A 15,604-nucleotide genomic window follows, 5' to 3' on the forward strand; every position below is an offset into this window, starting at 1 on the left:
GATTTAAAAGCTTGGCAAGTACAGCTTGTTGATTGTTTTAAAAATGTAATTTGTGTTATATTTTTGGTTTTCAAGGATGAGGGCCTCTTATGAAAACACTGCACGATATTCAACGTACTAACCAAATTCGCCTGCAAGCGCAGCAAAACCAGCAAAGAGAAGCGTTGGCTAAAGCATTGGCGGCCAATTCACACACTATGTTTGTGATGAATGAAGCAGAGTTTTTTGAGCTGGCGGTAAATATTAAGCGCCAGCAAGGTATGCAGCCAGTACAGATCCAAGCTTGGGTGGAGCAATTAGCGTTGCAAAACCCAGCGTTAGGCCAGCTATGGCGCCGCTACGATGACAATGTTAAAGCTGTCATGTCCTATATTCCCGCAACCGTTGATGCAGCCGCGCTGGCCGTGTTGGCAAAAGATTTAAGTAAAAGCGGCAATATACTGACGAAATACCAGATTAAAAATTACCATGGCCGTACTTATGTGATTATTAAGGGCTATCCAGCGCTAAGGCGGCATCTAACCGGTTCGCGTTACTTGGCTAGTCACCCTAAAGTAGTTTCAATGGGCATTGGTAAAATGGGGGCAGCCAAAGCTATTAAAGGCGGTTTTGTGTTGTCGTTAGTGTTATCCGTGGGCTTTCATGCCATTGATCAGCTGCTAAACGATCAGAAAACCTGGCATGACTTTGTTGGTGGGGTAGCGGCAGATATGATTTATGCTGGCGCGTCATTTGCGATTGCGTCTTTTGCTGTATCTGCTGTTATTGGTGGAGCAACTGCTTTGGCAATAGGCAGTCTGGTAGTAGTCGTTGCTGTAGGTTTTGTTTTAAGTGCAGTGTTTTTACTACTTGATGACCACGTGCAGTTAGGTCAGCGGATCTCAAAAATGCTACTTGAAACACAAACACAAATTGAGAATAACTTGTTGGCAGTGGAAGACAAAGTAAGTGAGATTAACAAGCAATGGAGTGAGGACACGTTAGCGTTTCTGCATAAGTTGTTTGCTATTCCAAAGTGGAGCTTGAAGTAATGCAGCAAGGCGAGCACTTTGAGCGTAAAAAGGCTACGGCGGTATTTTTGTCACTTATTATGCTTGGCGCGATTGCAGTTGCGGTGTTCAAATCTGTGGAGCTTTTATCATTGCTGGTCGATTTTGACTCACAACCTTTTTATTTCAGATTACCGTTAGTGGCATTACCGCTATTAATTACTTCGCCAATGTTACTGATGTTGATTTATATAATGCTGCGTCGAAACTTCGGTCACTTGCCAGAACAGCATTTTGCATTGTGGGTAAAAATTTCGCTGGTGTTATTGGCCGTGGCCTTTGCAGTGCGCATAGCGCTGGGAATCTGGTTGCCAGGCTATGTAGCAGCGCATGGTTTTACGCATTGCAGCAAGCTTGAGAATCCATCGCCTTTTGCCTCGCAAGTTTGGGTGCGCCAGCCGGAATACTGCCATGAATTATCCTATTTGGTTAACGTTGAAGTACTGGATTGGTTTGATGAACAAGCAGTTGCTGATAAGCGCCCCTCTGTTGAAGACGTTACCGCACAGATTGAATTATTTATTGCAGAATATAAGCAGCGGTATCAGTGACGACGGAGAACAAACCCGGCACACCAGAATTTGAAGCTTGGCTGTTGGCCAGAGCGCAAAAATGGTCTGATGCATTGTTTACCGCTGAAATACCCGAAGAGCTGGCTCATGTCGATAGTGGCATAATGGCCGGCCCGCGCAGTTGGGCGGATGTTATGCCGGAAAAAACCATCGCTGAAGATATTGCCATTGATAAGGCGCATAAGCGTATGCACCTTAAAGTGGTTAAGTAGGGTTATTTAGCAATGCAACCATACCAGCCGGTTAGCTAAAACTGGTCTTCACTTCTGTGGTTGCCGCTGTCATCAGCTTATGAATTGGGCATTTATCGGCAATGGCGGCCAGTTGGCTTTTTTGCTCGTCAGTTAATTGCCCCAGCAGCTTTAGCTGCACATTTAATACATACACGCCCTGCGCTTCGCGGCTGTTGTCGCGCTCTATGTCTATGTCGATATAATCCAGCGGCAGTTGTTTACGTTTGGCGTACATCATTACCGTAATGGCTTTGCAAGCGGCCAGGGCGGCGTCGTAGTAGTCGTGCGGGTCGGGCGCGCTGTCGTCTCCGCCTAACTCTTTGCTTACGTCGGCAAATACCGTGTGCTGGTGTATGCGAATGGTTTGGCGGTAGATGCCGCTGTCGCTTTTGAGTAGTTTAATACTCATGCGTGGCCCTTTGTATGTTAAACGCCTGTAGCAGTTGGCTGATACCCTGTGTTTAGGGCAACAGTATAGAATAATTGGCGTACTGACAACGGTCGTGCTGTTATTGGCTGCGCTAATGCAGGTTACAAAAAAGTCGCTGTGGTGTTTGCTGGTGCTGTAAAAACAAAAAAGCATCGCTGTTGCTAGCGATGCTTTTTTATTACCACACTAACATTACTGTTTTTTAGTGTGACGCGCTGCCAAACCTAACAGACCTAAGCCTAAGATGGCAATAGTCGCTGGCTCTGGTACAGAGGCAGTGGTTGGGGTGTTACGTACAATATATAAACCAGAAGATGTTTCACGCGTGCTACCTGAGTAATTAGTAGAAAAAATTCTTGAGGTTCCTGCCCAGGCAGAGGCCCCCATCATTCTGATTACGTTATTCGCCGTAAAATACAGACCGTAGGTATCTACACCGCCACCGTTTAACGTAGTAGTACCAAACAGGCTTCTGAAATCAGTGAAGTTTTGTATTAATGCACTGTCTGTAGTGTCAACGCTACCGATTGCGCCGTGTACCGCAGAAAACGTTGGGAAAGCGGCATTAAACAGGTCTGCAACTTCTTGAGCAGTGGCTAAACGCCAGCCCATGCCACGGGCGATAAACGATTCCCAGTTAGCAAAGGTCCAGGAATTTGATACGGACAAATCTAACCATGTTAGGCTTGAAACGGTATCTGATACGGCTAAGTTGTCACCGGCATCCGTGTAATCTGCTTCAATTAAACCTGCGTTTGCAACACTACTTACAGCCAGGACTAAGCCTGCTGCAGCTGCTTTTAACATTTTTAAGTACATCGAAGTTCCTTTTACTACTTTAAGATTATGGAATGAAATGGAGTTAATTTTAATATCTAATGTAGTGATGCATTAATCATGCCGGATATTTATTTTTATAATTTACATGGTGTTACGCTAGTTTGGTGTTTGGTGAGTTCAGTGTATGTAAAGAAAACAGACAACAATGTGTATGTTGCTTTAGGCTTAGCCAGCTTGATGAGTAAAGTTGGTGTGCTGGGTATAAAAGCCTAAAGACGCTAGCCAGGCAAAGGCGGCTTGTTGTTCTGCGAAGATGCGTCGTTCAAAATTGTCGGTTTTTTCGATAACCATCCGGTCCATTTGATAACGTTTAACCATATTAGGGCAATAAACTTGTGCGGCATAACGTAGGTCGTGTTTGATGCACCACACAACCAGATCTTGCACTATAGGTTCTATTCCAGGCACGCCAAGGTGCCAGTCGTCCATATAGACAATATGCGCCCAGGGTTGGCCTATTAATGGCTCGGCTATCGCTTTAAATTCTGTGGCGAAATCCATTGCGCTAAAGCGGCTCCAGCTACCACTGATTACAGCGATTAATACTTTATCTTCACGCCAAAGCTTGAAATCGGGTGTTTGGATCATCGCTATGCTCTGGTAACAGGTTTCAAGATTAAATATAGCAGCTTGCTGTGCAGGCGTTATGATATAGCACATGATAAGTTAGTTTTGTTTGCATAAAATGCATAGACAACAGGGTGCACTCTGCTAGTCTGGATGACAACGTTGCATACATACCAATAGAAAATGCTATGAGTTTAATTATTTACGCCATTCCGGTGTTTTTTGCCTTAATTTTTTTGGAGTTATGGTTTGACCATAAACGCCGCAATGTTACTTATTCCTTTAACGATGCAATTAACTCACTGAACCTGGGCGTAATGAGCCAGGTAACCGGCATTGCCTATAAAACGGTGCAGTTTAGTTTTTATCTGTTGGTGTTTCAGTATCTGGCACCGCTAAGTTTAGGTGTCGATTCGCCCTGGATGTGGCTGTTTGCTTTTGTGGCTTACGATTTTTGCTACTACTGGTATCACCGCATGAGCCATGAAATCAATGTACTGTGGGCGTCGCATTTGGTGCATCATCAAAGTGAAGAATACAACTTGACTACTGCGCTTAGGCAAACCAGTGGGAGCTTTTTTGCCTTTGTGTTTTATTTGCCGCTTGCGTTAATTGGTATTGAGCCTTATGTGCTGCTAACAGTAGCATCGCTTAATCTTATTTATCAGTTTTGGGTGCATACCCGCCATATTGACCGCATGCCACGCTGGTATGAGGCGCTATTTGTTACCCCGAGTAACCATAGGGTGCACCATGCGCAAAACCCCATATACATTAATAAGAACCACGGTGGCGTGTTTATTATTTGGGATAGGCTGTTTGGTACCTTTCAGGCGGAATTGCGCGAAGAGCCGGTTATTTTTGGTGTTACTAAGCCGTTAGCCAGTTGGAACCCGTTGTGGGCCAATATTGAAATGTATTGGTCGTTAACGCGAGATGCCTGCTGTACCCGGCGCTGGCAAGACAAACTGGGTATTTGGTTTAGGCCTACCGGTTGGCGCCCTGTTGATGCGCGTCTGCGTTTCCCTAGTAAAGCTAAAGACCCGTATCAGCAGGTGAAGTTTGATACGCCATTAACCGGGCGGCAAAAGGCCTATGCGTTTTTTCAGCACCTTACGCTTGTCGCTATTGCGTTATATTTTTTACTTACCTCTGCCAGTTTAAGTACGGTAGGTATTTTTACCGGCAGTGGCATTATTATTTTTTGTTTGTTTTGTCTGGGGTGCTACCAAGAGCAGAGTCGCCATTATGTCTGGCTGGAAGCAGTTAAAAATGTGCTATTGGCAGTAACAGCAGTGTGGTTGTTGCCCTTTGCTAGCCAGGTTTATGCCCTGTTGTGGTTGCTACTTGCCAGCACCTTGTTGCTAAAGGGTATGCAGCAACGCCAGGCCCAGTGTGCGGGTACAACGCAACACGAATAATGCCATAAATAACGAAAGCATGAATAAACTGCAGTGCTGCCCAGGCCGTATAGTCTCACTGTTGTAGGCAAGGGTATTACATTATATGGCGTCTAATAGCTCAAAAGTACCGGCTAACCGTTTCTCCCGTTTTGGCAGTTTGGCCTCGCTTGCCGGCCGGGTAGCCGGAGGCATGTTGGCAGAAGGCGCCAGGCAGCTGGCGCAAGGTAAGGTGCCAGCCAAAACAGATATGTTACTAACGCCGGCGAATGTGCGGCGGGTGGCCGATCAATTAGCCCATTTACGCGGCGCCGCGATGAAAGTAGGGCAGTTATTGTCCATGGATGCGGGTGATATGTTACCGCCCGCGCTGGCGGATATTCTTTCACGCCTACGCGCCAGTGCTAACCCTATGCCAGCTAAACAATTAGCTAAAGTGCTGCAAGATGAGTGGGGGCCAAACTGGCAGCAGCATTTTGCTGATTTTAGTTTTATGCCATTGGCCGCGGCTTCTATTGGCCAGGTGCATCAGGCGTATCATGACAACGGTAAGCGCTTGGCGGTTAAAGTGCAGTATCCCGGCATAAAGCACAGCATTGACAGTGATGTTGATAACGTGGCAACCCTGCTGCGTATTAGCGGTATTATTCCAGCGGAGGTGGATTACCACAGCTTGCTGGCGGAAGCGAAATTGCAATTAAAGGCCGAGGCTGATTATCTGCAGGAAGCCGCCTATCTGTCAGAGTATCGCCAGTTGTTGGGCCAGTCTGCCGATTTTTTACTGCCTGAGCCTGTTACGGCGTTAAGCACGTCAAACATTCTGGTAATGAGTTATGTTGACGGCGTGCCTATTGAGTCGTTAACCACACAAAGCCAGGCCGTGCGCGACCGCGTAATGCGGTTACTATTTGCGTTGCTGTTTCGCGAGCTGTTCGAATTTGCGCTGGTACAAACCGATCCTAACTTCGCCAATTATTTATACAATACTGACACGGCGCAGTTGGTGCTGTTGGATTTTGGTGCTTGCCGCCATTACAGCACGCAGTTTAGTCAGGGCTATCGTGCGCTGTTTACTGCGGCGTTGGTAAATAATAATGACGGCATGGCGCAGGCGCTTAGTGATATTGGTTTTTTTAGCCAACATATCGTGCCAGAGCAAAAACAGGCTGTGTTGCAATTGGTTGCTATTGCCTGTGAACCGCTAATGAAAGATGCTGTTTTTGACTTTGGCGCAACAGATTTAGCAATACGCCTGCGTGACGCCGGTACAGCCCTTAGCACACAGCAGCAGTATTGGCATTCGCCACCCGCGGATGCCCTATTTTTACATCGCAAAATTGGCGGCTTGTATTTGTTGGCAGCACGGTTAAAGGCCCGGGTTAATGTGCGTGAATTACTGCAGCCCTATTTGCTGTAGATGCATCAATAGGTTACAGGTATTGCAATAAGCATTAGCTAAAAGCCGCCAGCTGTTGTGGCTTATGGCGAAAATATAAGCAGGTTGATATATTGAATTGTTAACAGATTAACTGGTATGATGACACTCTTTTTGGGCATGCTAAGTTAAGCGTGTCGGCTATTGAGGGTTCAAAATGTTGTTTTCATTCGCTCGTAATGCTTTATGTTCAGCTGCACTTTTAATGGCCAGCTTTAGCGGCCATGCTTCGCTTATTGTGAATGGCGACTTTGAATCAAATAGCGTCAGAGCTGGCAGCTGGAACTGGTTTGCCAGTAGCCAGGTTGCGGGCTGGAATGGCAGTAATATTGAAGTTTGGAATGCCATGAATGGCGTTTTGGCGCAAAGTGGTAACCATTTTATTGAGTTAAATGCGGCTGGCACCAACAACGGCCTTTGGTCAATATTTCAAATGTTTGCTACCGAAATTGGTCAGCAATACCAGCTGAGCTTTTATTACCGTGCCCGTACCTACAACAATGAGCGCTTTGCGGTGTCAGTTGCGGGTTTAAATGAGTCGTTCAATAACGACAGCGTACGTGGTTGGAGCTTTTTTACCAGCAACTTTATTGCCACTGACAGTACCTCTATTTTACGTTTTACTGCGTTAAATTCAGGTACCTTGGGTAACTTTATTGATAACGTGCAGGTTGTGGGTGTGCCAACAATAGCGTCAGTGCCTGCACCTGCCTCTGTGGCCTTATTTGGCGCAGGGTTGTTTGGTTTAATGGCAAGCCGTCGTTTACGCCAACGTAAGTAACATGCAATAGCTACTGCTGTAGCTTGCACCAGAAAAAACCGCTGTTAGCGTTAAGCATGCTGAGTTAAGTTGCTTAACGTAACGCGGTTTTTTTGTGGCCAATATTATCGTGTTGTATGGCTAGGTGTTGCTGGTTGGATAGGGAATAAATTCTTCTTCATCACCCACCACCCTGGCAAACTCACCGGCTTGCCATTGTTGTTTAGCTTGCTCGATGCGCTCTTTGCGGCTGGAGATAAAATTCCACTCTATATAGCGTTTGCTCATGCTTTCACCACCAATTATTGCAATGCGGCTGTCTGCTGTGGCTTTAATTACTACGTCGGCTGCCTGATGCAGTACTACCATCGTATGTTCGGGCACGGCGGTATCTTGTAGCTGCAATGCGCCACTGGCGACGTAGACTGCACGCTCGGCGCAGTCGGGTAATGTCAGGCGCTGGCCAGCTTGCAAAAAAGCTTCAACATACAGTGTTTGCGCATAGGTTTTAACCGGTGAGGTAAAGCCATAAGCACTACCCATCAGTACTCGCACTGCCACGCCATTAATATGGCTTGCTGGAATGTCGGCAGAAGGGTAGTGATAAAACGCGGGATCAATTTCTTCGTCGGCTTCTGGCAGGGCCAGCCATAGCTGTAAGCCGTGTAATCTATGTGCACTTGCCGTTACTTCTGGCCGTTCACGTTCTGAATGCACAATGCCACTGCCGGCGACCATCAGGTTTATGTCGCCCGGTTTAATGGCTTGATAGCTGCCCAGCGAGTCACGGTGCAGTATTTCACCTTCAAATAAATACGTGACAGTTGCCAGGTTAATATGCGGATGCGGTCTAACTTTAATGCCGTCACCGGCGGCAAATTCAGCCGGCCCCATGTGATCGAAAAAAATCCATGGCCCTACCATTTTTTGTTGCTGCGTGGGCAGGGTGCGGCGCACAGAAAAGCCGCCCAAATCTTTTTCCCGTGGTTCAATAATAAGTGCTACTGCACTGCAGCCTGCGGTAAGTTTGCAGTTGCTGTCATCTAAGCGTTCTGTGGTGCTCATATCACAACCTTACTGGTTAACCTTTCAACTAAAACAACAGTATAGATCAGCTGGCGCTGAAGAACGCTGGCATAAAAACGTAAGGTAGCGTGACAAATTTCGATGTTTTTAACCGTTACCGTGTGTAACGCCGTGTCAGACGCTATGCTCCATTAGTCAGTTTTTTTATGTCATTGGTCGCAGCAGGACAACGCCTAGATTGATTACATACAGCCATGTATGTATATTGTTGGTCTATTCTGCCTATGTTAAAAAAGCATTGCGTTGTGGTGGGATCTCACAGGAGTTTTTATGCGTGAAAAAATGAAGCTGGTTGCCGCATCTGCCATGGCGCTATTGTTGCTGGCGTGCAGTGAGCCGCAATCGACAGGGGCTGGCGCGGGAGCAAGGGTTCCTGAGGTTGAAGTGGTTGTATTGGCCAAAACCTCATTGGCAATAACCACAGAGTTGCCGGGGCGCACTACAGATTTTCGTCAGGCGCAAATTCGACCGCAGGTAAATGGTATTTTACAGCAGCGGCTGTTTACTGAAGGGCAGCAGGTTGCAGCTGGTCAGGTGTTGTACAAAATAGATGCCGCGCCTTATGAAGCCGCCTATGCGAATGCAAAAGCCAACCTTGCCAGCAGTAAGGCGTTGGCGCATAACGCCAGGTTAAAAGTCGAGCGTTTTAAAGGTTTGCTTGGCAGCAAAGCGGTAAGCCAGCAAGATTACGATGATGCTCAAGCGGCATTAATGCAAGCTGACGCGGCCGTTGCCAGCAGCGAAGCTGCTTTGCAAAGCGCTCAAATTAATCTGAATTATACCAATATCAAAGCGCCTATCGCCGGGCAAATTGGGCGCTCTGAGGTAACAGAAGGGGCGCTATTAACGGCGAATCAGGCGCAGGTATTGGCGACTATTCGCCAGCTTAATCCTATCTATGTCGATTTAGCCCAGTCGAGTTCAGCGTTATTAAAATTGAAAAAGCAGTTACCAGGTGAGGCTAAAGACACGGTGAGTGTCGAGCTATTGTTAGATGACGGCTCTACCTATGCGCAGCAGGGGAGCTTACAGTTTTCTGAAGTACACGTTGACCCCAGCACCAGCATGGTGACATTGCGCGCGGTATTCCCCAACGACAATGCCAATTTACTGCCAGGCATGTTTGTGCGGGCCAGATTACAGCATGGTATGGACAACAATGCGCTGCTTGTGCCGCAAGTAGCTGTTAGCCGCACACCAAAAGGCGAAGCGTCGGTAATGATAGTCAATGACAACAACATTGTAGAGGCGCGCAGTATTGAGGTTGGCCGTGCTGTTGGCCAGCACTGGCAGGTATTGTCGGGCTTAAACGCCAAAGAGCAGGTTATTGTGTCGGGCTTACAAAAAGTAAGGCCTGGGGCTCAGGTTACCGTGGTTAACTCATCAGCCAAGACAGCTAAAGGCGATGATGTGGGCAATGACAACCATACTGCTACGCAGTAAGTAGGAGTATTCGATGGCAAATTTCTTTATTAACCGGCCAATTTTTGCCTGGGTAATTGCATTAGTCATTATGTTGGCAGGCTTATTGTCAATTAAGCAATTACCTATAGAGCAGTACCCGCGTATAGCGCCACCGGCCATTAGTATTAGTGCTAGCTACCGTGGTGCCTCTGCGCAAACCGCTGAAGATGCGGTTACTCAGGTAATAGAGCAGGCGATGAATGGCCTGGATAACCTGATGTATATGTCGGCAAATACCGACTCATCCGGCAATGTAAGCCTGACCTTAACGTTTGAAACCGGCACCGATGCCGATATTGCCCAGGTGCAAGTACAAAATAAACTGCAACAAGCCTTGCCGTTATTGCCACAAGAAGTGCAGCAAAATGGTGTGCGGGTAGCTAAATCCAGCGGTGGTTTCCTGATGGTGGTCGGTTTTATTTCTGAAGACGGCAGCCTGGCGCGGGATGACATTGCCGACTTTGTTGTTGCCAACGTAAAAGACCCGCTTAGCCGCACCACAGGTGTGGGTAATGTGCAGGTATTTGGTAGCCAGTATGCGATGCGGGTATGGTTAGACGCTGACAAACTAAACCAGTATAAACTTACGCCTGCCGATGTAACGGCAGCCATTCGTGTGCAGAATAATCAGGTAACGGCAGGGCAGTTGGGTGGTGCGCCAGCGTTACCCGGGCAGCAATTTAATGCGGCGATACTAGCGCAAACGCGTTTAACGACGGCTGAAGAGTTTGGCCAGATTTTACTTAAAGTCAGTGCTGACGGTGCCATGGTGAAGCTAAGCGACGTGGCACGTATTGAATTAGGCGGTGAGGACTACTCGGTTATTGCCCGTTATAACGGCAAAATGGCGACCGGTTTGGCCATAGAGCTAGCCACGGGGGCCAATGCATTGGATACCGCGGCGGCGGTAAAAGCCAAATTAGCAGAACTAGAACCGTATTTTCCGCAAGGCTTAAGCACTGTTATCCCCTATGACACCACGCCCTTTGTTGAGGTGTCGATAAGTTCGGTAGTACAAACCCTGATAGAAGCCATTATCTTGGTGTTTCTGGTGATGTATCTGTTTTTGCAAAACTTCCGCGCCACCCTTATTCCCACGTTAGCCGTACCGGTGGTGTTGCTGGGTACCTTTGGTGTTATGTCGGTGTTTGGCTTTACCATTAACACACTCACCATGTTTGGTATGGTACTGGCTATTGGCTTGTTGGTAGATGATGCCATCGTGGTGGTAGAAAACGTTGAACGGGTAATGAGCGAAGAAGGGTTAGGCCCGGTTGAGGCTACACGGAAATCTATGGGCCAAATTACCGGAGCATTAGTGGGCATTGGTTTGGTGTTGTCCGCCGTGTTTGTGCCAATGGCCTTTTTCGGTGGCGCTACCGGTGCTATTTATCAGCAGTTCTCTATTACCATTGTTACGGCTATGGCGCTGTCGGTATTGGTGGCACTTATTTTTACCCCGGCGTTATGTGCCACTATGCTAAAACCGATAACCGCTGATCACCAGGCTAAGGGCGGTTTTTTTGGCTGGTTTAACCGTGGTTTTGACAACACTAACCGTAATTATCAACGTGGCGTGGCAGGTATGTTGGCACGGCCGAAGCGTTCAATGTTGGTGTACTTAGCCATAGTAGTGGTCATGGCGGTAATGTTTGTCCGGCTACCCACCTCGTTTTTACCCGAAGAAGATCAAGGCGTATTTTTAAGCATGATTCAATTGCCTACCGGTGCCAGCCAGGAGCGTACCGAGGCGGTGATGGATAAAGTGGCAGCACATTATGCAACTGAAGCTGCGGTGCAGTCGGTGTTTACGGTATCGGGTTTTAGCTTTGCGGGCCGTGGCCAGAATATGGGCCTGGCATTTGTGCGGTTAAAAGATTGGAGCGAACGAGGCCCGGCAGACAGCGTACAGGCCGTTATTGGCAGAGCCTGGGGCTTTTTTGGTACTGTAAAAGAGGCGCAAATCTTTGCTTTTAACTTGCCGCCTATTATGGAGCTGGGGCGCGCAACAGGGTTTTCTTTGTTCTTGCAGGATAGAGGCGGGCTTGGCCATACCGCGCTGCTAAACGCACGTAATCAGTTATTGGGTATGGCCGCAGCAGAGCCGGGTTTAGTGGGAGTGCGTCCTAACGGCATGGAAGACGCGCCACAGCTACAAATTGAAGTCGATCAGCTAAAAGCACAAGCGCTGGGGGTGTCGTTAACCGACATCAACCAAACCTTATCTATTGGCTGGGGATCTACCTATGTAAACGATTTTGTTGACCGTGGCCGGGTAAAAAAGGTGTTTGTGCAGGCCGAACCAGAGTTTCGCATGACACCAGAAGACATTAATCGTTGGCAGGTGCGTAATAGCAGCGGCGAAATGGTGAGCTTTGCTGCCATTGCCAGCAGCCATTGGGTGTATGGCCCACAGCGATTAGAGCGCTACAACGGGGTGTCGGCGATGGAAATTCAGGGCGAGCCTGCCCCAGGCACCAGTTCGGGTGATGCCATGGCCAGCATGGAACGGCTGATAGGTCAGTTACCCGCAGGTATTGGTTTTGAGTGGACGGCAACGTCTTATCAGGAAAAACTGTCTGGCTCGCAAGCGCCGGCGCTGTATGCCTTGTCTATATTAGTGGTTTTTCTGTGTTTGGCGGCGCTGTATGAAAGCTGGAGTGTACCCTTTGCCGTTATTTTAGTAATACCGCTGGGTATTATTGGCGCACTTAGCGCAGCGTATTTAAGCGGCATGGGCAACGATGTGTACTTTCAGGTTGGGTTGCTAACCACAATGGGTTTGGCGTCGAAAAATGCCATCTTAATTGTTGAGTTTGCCCGCGAACTGCAAGAGCAAGGCAAAGCGCTAACGGCGGCGATATTAGAAGCCGTGCGCTTGCGTTTACGGCCCATTATTATGACATCAATGGCATTTTCGCTTGGCGTACTGCCATTAGTGATTAGCTCGGGCGCAGGCTCTGCCAGCCGTAATGCCATAGGCACCGGTGTGCTGGGCGGTATGATCTCCGCTACCGTGCTGGCGGTGTTTTTAGTGCCGGTGTTTTACTTGGTAATTATGCAGCTGTTTTCCCGTAAGGCTAAAGCCAATAACACAAGCGCACCTTAAGTCAGACAATACAGCCGCAGTAATGCGGCCAAAAGGCGTTCCTGTTGCCGGCTGCCAAGTCCCACGCGAAGCAGCCGGCTTTTTTATGTTGCAATCGTTTGTTTGGTATAGCGAAAAATACAGGAAATGGCGCGGGGTAATGGCCGTTTACTTTTTTAAACCCAGTAGAAAAGTGTCAATAAGTGCCGGGGTATGTTGGCTTAAATCGCACTGCTGTGGTTTAAGTAAAAAGTGGCTAATAATACCGCCGACGTACATATGCAGCGACATTGCGGCAAGCCGGGGCGACACGCCATCACGCAAAGTACCTGCTACTGCCGCACGCTCAAAGGCGCGTTGCATTACGGCTACGGCTTGCTCATCTAATTCATCTTGTTTGTGTACTGCGGGGTTTAATTCATCGATGTATTCGCAGCGATGAAACACAATGGTAAGTACCCGTTGGTGTTGTTCACTTGAGGCAATTAAACTCAGACCGTTTACCATTAAATCCCGTACCTGGGTAAACGGATCGGCAGAGGGATCACTGTCAACCGCGTCTAGCAAGTGCTGAAAAGGCAAACGCACCCGTTCTAGCATGGCATTAAATAAATCTGCTTTATTCTGAAAATGCCAGTAAATGGCACCACGGGTGACGTTGGCCGCCACGGCAATTTTTTCCAGCGTTGTGCGCGACACGCCATGTTGAAAAAACAACACTTCAGCAGCATCTAAAATAGCAGTACGGGTGCTTTCTGCTTCGGCTTTGGTGCGGCGAGCCATGGCACAATCTCTTGGTTAACGGGGCTTCAATATTATTAGCGCATACTAACATAGTGCGCTGAGTTAGGCATCTTTGGCCTGTAAAGCAAAGGTGTTTATGACCCAAGTCATCGTATGAGGCCTGACCTTAAGGGCGAATTAGCTCTAAGTGCAGATGTTAGAACCAACGATACTTAACAAAGGTAGCATTAACAAAAACTTTAAATTAATCACTTTATTGATTTTTGTTTTTTCTATGTTAGCATTTATCCTTTTTTCTTAAAGCAGTTGCCATGAAACTTAAAGTCGTCGCTATGAAATTTGCAAGCGTGTTGTTTTTTTGTTGTTTTTTTCTGCCGCTATCGCTAACTGCTCAGGATCGAGACTTTCCAATTGACGACATTCCAACGGCTGCTGAACCGGTTTTTAGTCCTCCCGGGGGGAATTATTTAACATCGAAAAGTGTTACGGTTACCTCCAGAACGCCTGGAGCTACTATTCGTTACACTTTAAATAATACTGCAGTAACGTCAAGTTCAGCCATTTATTCCGCTCCATTGTTAATAACAAAAAACACGCTTATACGGGCACGTACCTATAGACAAGGTTTTTTACCCAGTGAAGAGGGCACAGCTACCATAAACATTCTTACAGCGGCTCCGTCCATATCCCCTAACGGCGGAAATTTCGTTGGAACTACACAAGTCAGTATTTCAGCTGGGTCTTCTGGACAAACAATTCGATATACCACTAATAATACTAGTGTTAGTGAGACATCGCCTATTTATACCGGACCTTTTCAGCTAACAGCTAGTGCTACAGTAAGAGCTAAAGCATATAGAACTGGGTATAACGCGAGTGTTTAATCTTCAGCAAGTTTTACTAAAGTCCCCGCGCCATCTGTAGCTAGGTTTGAATGGTCGCCGAATCCCATCATTGCAGGTGAAAGCACTTCGTTTTATTGGGATGTTAAAAACGTACAAAAATGTATAACTCTTTACGCTGACCCTGTCTCCACAGATCGCCCAAGTAGCGGTAAAGCAGGGCCTACAACATTCAATACCCCTTCAATAGTTACGACCAGATATTATTGTATTGATTTAGCTGGCAAAAGATATCCAACGAGTACGTCGGAATACTTGACTGCAACCAGGGAAGTAAACCCGAAAACCTACACAGTGTCGGCTACAGCGGGTACGGGCGGCAGTATATCGCCAACGTCACGCAGTGTGGCGCAAGGCAGCAGCACTACCTTTACTGTAACACCACAAACCGGACATATAATTAACAGCGTTACCGGTTGTGCCGGGACGTTGTCTGGTTCAACCTATACTACTGGCGCCATTGCTGCGGCTTGTACAGTTAGTGCCAGCTTTAGGCCTATTACACATATCGTTTCAGCCAGCGCAGGGGCAGGCGGCAGCATTTCACCGACGTCTCGTAGTGTAAATCAAGGCAGCAGCACTACCTTTACCGTAACGCCACAAACCGGGCATGTAATTAACAGCGTCACCGGTTGTGCCGGGACTTTATCTGGTTCAACTTATACTACTGGCGTTATTGCTGCAGCCTGTACGGTTAGTGCCAGCTTTAGGCCTATTACTCATACCGTTTCAACCAGTGCCGGCGCAGGTGGTAGTATTTCACCGACGTCTCGCAGTGTAAATCAGGGTAGCGCTACTACCTTCACCGTAACGCCAAATGCGGGCTATAAAATTGTCAGTGCTACGGGCTGTAACGGCAAATTAACTGGCAATACCTATAACATAGGCCCAATTACTGCTGCCTGTTCGGTTAGCGCAAGCTTTAGTCTTATTACCCATGCCGTTGCTGCCACAGCGGGCACGGGCGGTAGTATATCGCCAACGTCACGCAGTGTGGCGCAAGGCAGCACTACTACCTTTACCGTAACACCACA

General features: G+C 47.6%; 15 protein-coding genes. 10 read left to right on the top strand and 5 right to left on the bottom strand.

Annotation, left to right across the window (positions count from 1 at the left end):
* Nucleotides 1-89: 89 nt before the first annotated feature.
* From H595_RS0114245 to H595_RS0114255, 3 genes are read left to right on the top strand one after another with little or no spacing between them, the layout of a single operon-like run.
* Entirely contained in the window at nt 90-1,031 is a 942-nt protein-coding gene (locus H595_RS0114245; RefSeq protein WP_027671815.1) for a hypothetical protein, read from the top strand.
* A complete protein-coding gene (locus H595_RS0114250; RefSeq protein ID WP_027671816.1) occupies nt 1,031-1,600 on the top strand; it encodes a hypothetical protein in 570 nt (189 codons plus the stop codon). Before H595_RS0114245 ends, H595_RS0114250 begins: the two co-directional genes overlap by 1 nt.
* Nucleotides 1,597-1,833 carry a hypothetical protein gene (locus tag H595_RS0114255; RefSeq protein WP_027671817.1) on the top strand — a complete coding sequence of 79 codons (237 nt, stop codon included), beginning with the start codon at nt 1,597-1,599 and terminating at the stop codon, nt 1,831-1,833. The genes H595_RS0114250 and H595_RS0114255 overlap by 4 nt, the downstream gene beginning before the upstream one ends.
* Before the next feature lie 31 nt (nt 1,834-1,864).
* Here H595_RS0114255 and H595_RS0114260 read toward each other — a convergent pair whose 3' ends face one another.
* The 3 genes from H595_RS0114260 to H595_RS0114270 form a co-directional block, all read right to left on the bottom strand.
* Nucleotides 1,865-2,263: an OsmC family protein gene (locus tag H595_RS0114260; RefSeq protein WP_027671818.1), complete on the bottom strand. Its 399-nt coding sequence runs from the start codon at nt 2,261-2,263 to the stop codon at nt 1,865-1,867.
* Nucleotides 2,264-2,476: 213 nt separating this feature from the next.
* On the bottom strand, nt 2,477-3,103 hold the full coding sequence (locus H595_RS0114265; protein ID WP_027671819.1) for a PEP-CTERM sorting domain-containing protein: 627 nt from the start codon (nt 3,101-3,103) through the stop codon (nt 2,477-2,479).
* A 186-nt stretch (nt 3,104-3,289) separates the two neighbouring features.
* On the bottom strand, nt 3,290-3,712 hold the full coding sequence (locus H595_RS0114270; RefSeq protein ID WP_156885990.1) for a hypothetical protein: 423 nt from the start codon (nt 3,710-3,712) through the stop codon (nt 3,290-3,292).
* A 167-nt stretch (nt 3,713-3,879) separates the two neighbouring features.
* Between H595_RS0114270 and H595_RS22450 the strand changes: the two genes are divergently transcribed.
* The 3 genes from H595_RS22450 (at nt 3,880) to H595_RS0114285 (ending at nt 7,307) form a co-directional block, all read left to right on the top strand.
* Nucleotides 3,880-5,112, top strand: coding sequence for a sterol desaturase family protein (locus H595_RS22450; RefSeq protein WP_037054895.1), 1,233 nt, complete (start codon nt 3,880-3,882; stop codon nt 5,110-5,112).
* 85 nt (nt 5,113-5,197) lie between these two features.
* Nucleotides 5,198-6,508, top strand: coding sequence for an ABC1 kinase family protein (locus H595_RS0114280; protein WP_027671821.1), 1,311 nt, complete (start codon nt 5,198-5,200; stop codon nt 6,506-6,508).
* A gap of 175 nt (nt 6,509-6,683) precedes the next feature.
* On the top strand, nt 6,684-7,307 hold the full coding sequence (locus H595_RS0114285) for a DUF642 domain-containing protein (RefSeq protein WP_027671822.1): 624 nt from the start codon (nt 6,684-6,686) through the stop codon (nt 7,305-7,307).
* Nucleotides 7,308-7,427: 120 nt separating this feature from the next.
* On the opposite strand, the gene H595_RS0114290 is transcribed toward H595_RS0114285, so the two are convergent.
* Nucleotides 7,428-8,351 carry a pirin family protein gene (locus tag H595_RS0114290; protein ID WP_027671823.1) on the bottom strand — a complete coding sequence of 308 codons (924 nt, stop codon included), beginning with the start codon at nt 8,349-8,351 and terminating at the stop codon, nt 7,428-7,430.
* Nucleotides 8,352-8,642: 291 nt separating this feature from the next.
* Between H595_RS0114290 and H595_RS22455 the strand changes: the two genes are divergently transcribed.
* A complete protein-coding gene (locus tag H595_RS22455) occupies nt 8,643-9,815 on the top strand; it encodes an efflux RND transporter periplasmic adaptor subunit (protein WP_051219916.1) in 1,173 nt (390 codons plus the stop codon).
* A 13-nt stretch (nt 9,816-9,828) separates the two neighbouring features.
* Nucleotides 9,829-12,945: an efflux RND transporter permease subunit gene (locus H595_RS0114300; RefSeq protein WP_027671824.1), complete on the top strand. Its 3,117-nt coding sequence runs from the start codon at nt 9,829-9,831 to the stop codon at nt 12,943-12,945.
* 147 nt (nt 12,946-13,092) lie between these two features.
* Here H595_RS0114300 and H595_RS0114305 read toward each other — a convergent pair whose 3' ends face one another.
* Nucleotides 13,093-13,707 (bottom strand): TetR family transcriptional regulator, encoded by a 615-nt coding sequence (locus H595_RS0114305; RefSeq protein ID WP_027671825.1) that lies wholly within the window; start codon nt 13,705-13,707, stop codon nt 13,093-13,095.
* A gap of 272 nt (nt 13,708-13,979) precedes the next feature.
* Here H595_RS0114305 and H595_RS0114310 point away from each other — a divergent pair, with 272 nt between their 5' ends.
* Nucleotides 13,980-14,552: a chitobiase/beta-hexosaminidase C-terminal domain-containing protein gene (locus H595_RS0114310; RefSeq protein WP_027671826.1), complete on the top strand. Its 573-nt coding sequence runs from the start codon at nt 13,980-13,982 to the stop codon at nt 14,550-14,552.
* A gap of 273 nt (nt 14,553-14,825) precedes the next feature.
* A partial coding sequence (locus H595_RS22460) for an InlB B-repeat-containing protein (RefSeq protein WP_205623234.1) occupies nt 14,826-15,604 on the top strand: 779 nt, incomplete at its 3' end.

This window comes from Rheinheimera baltica DSM 14885 (assembly GCF_000425345.1).
GTDB classification, from domain to species: Bacteria; Pseudomonadota; Gammaproteobacteria; order Enterobacterales; family Alteromonadaceae; genus Alishewanella; species Alishewanella baltica.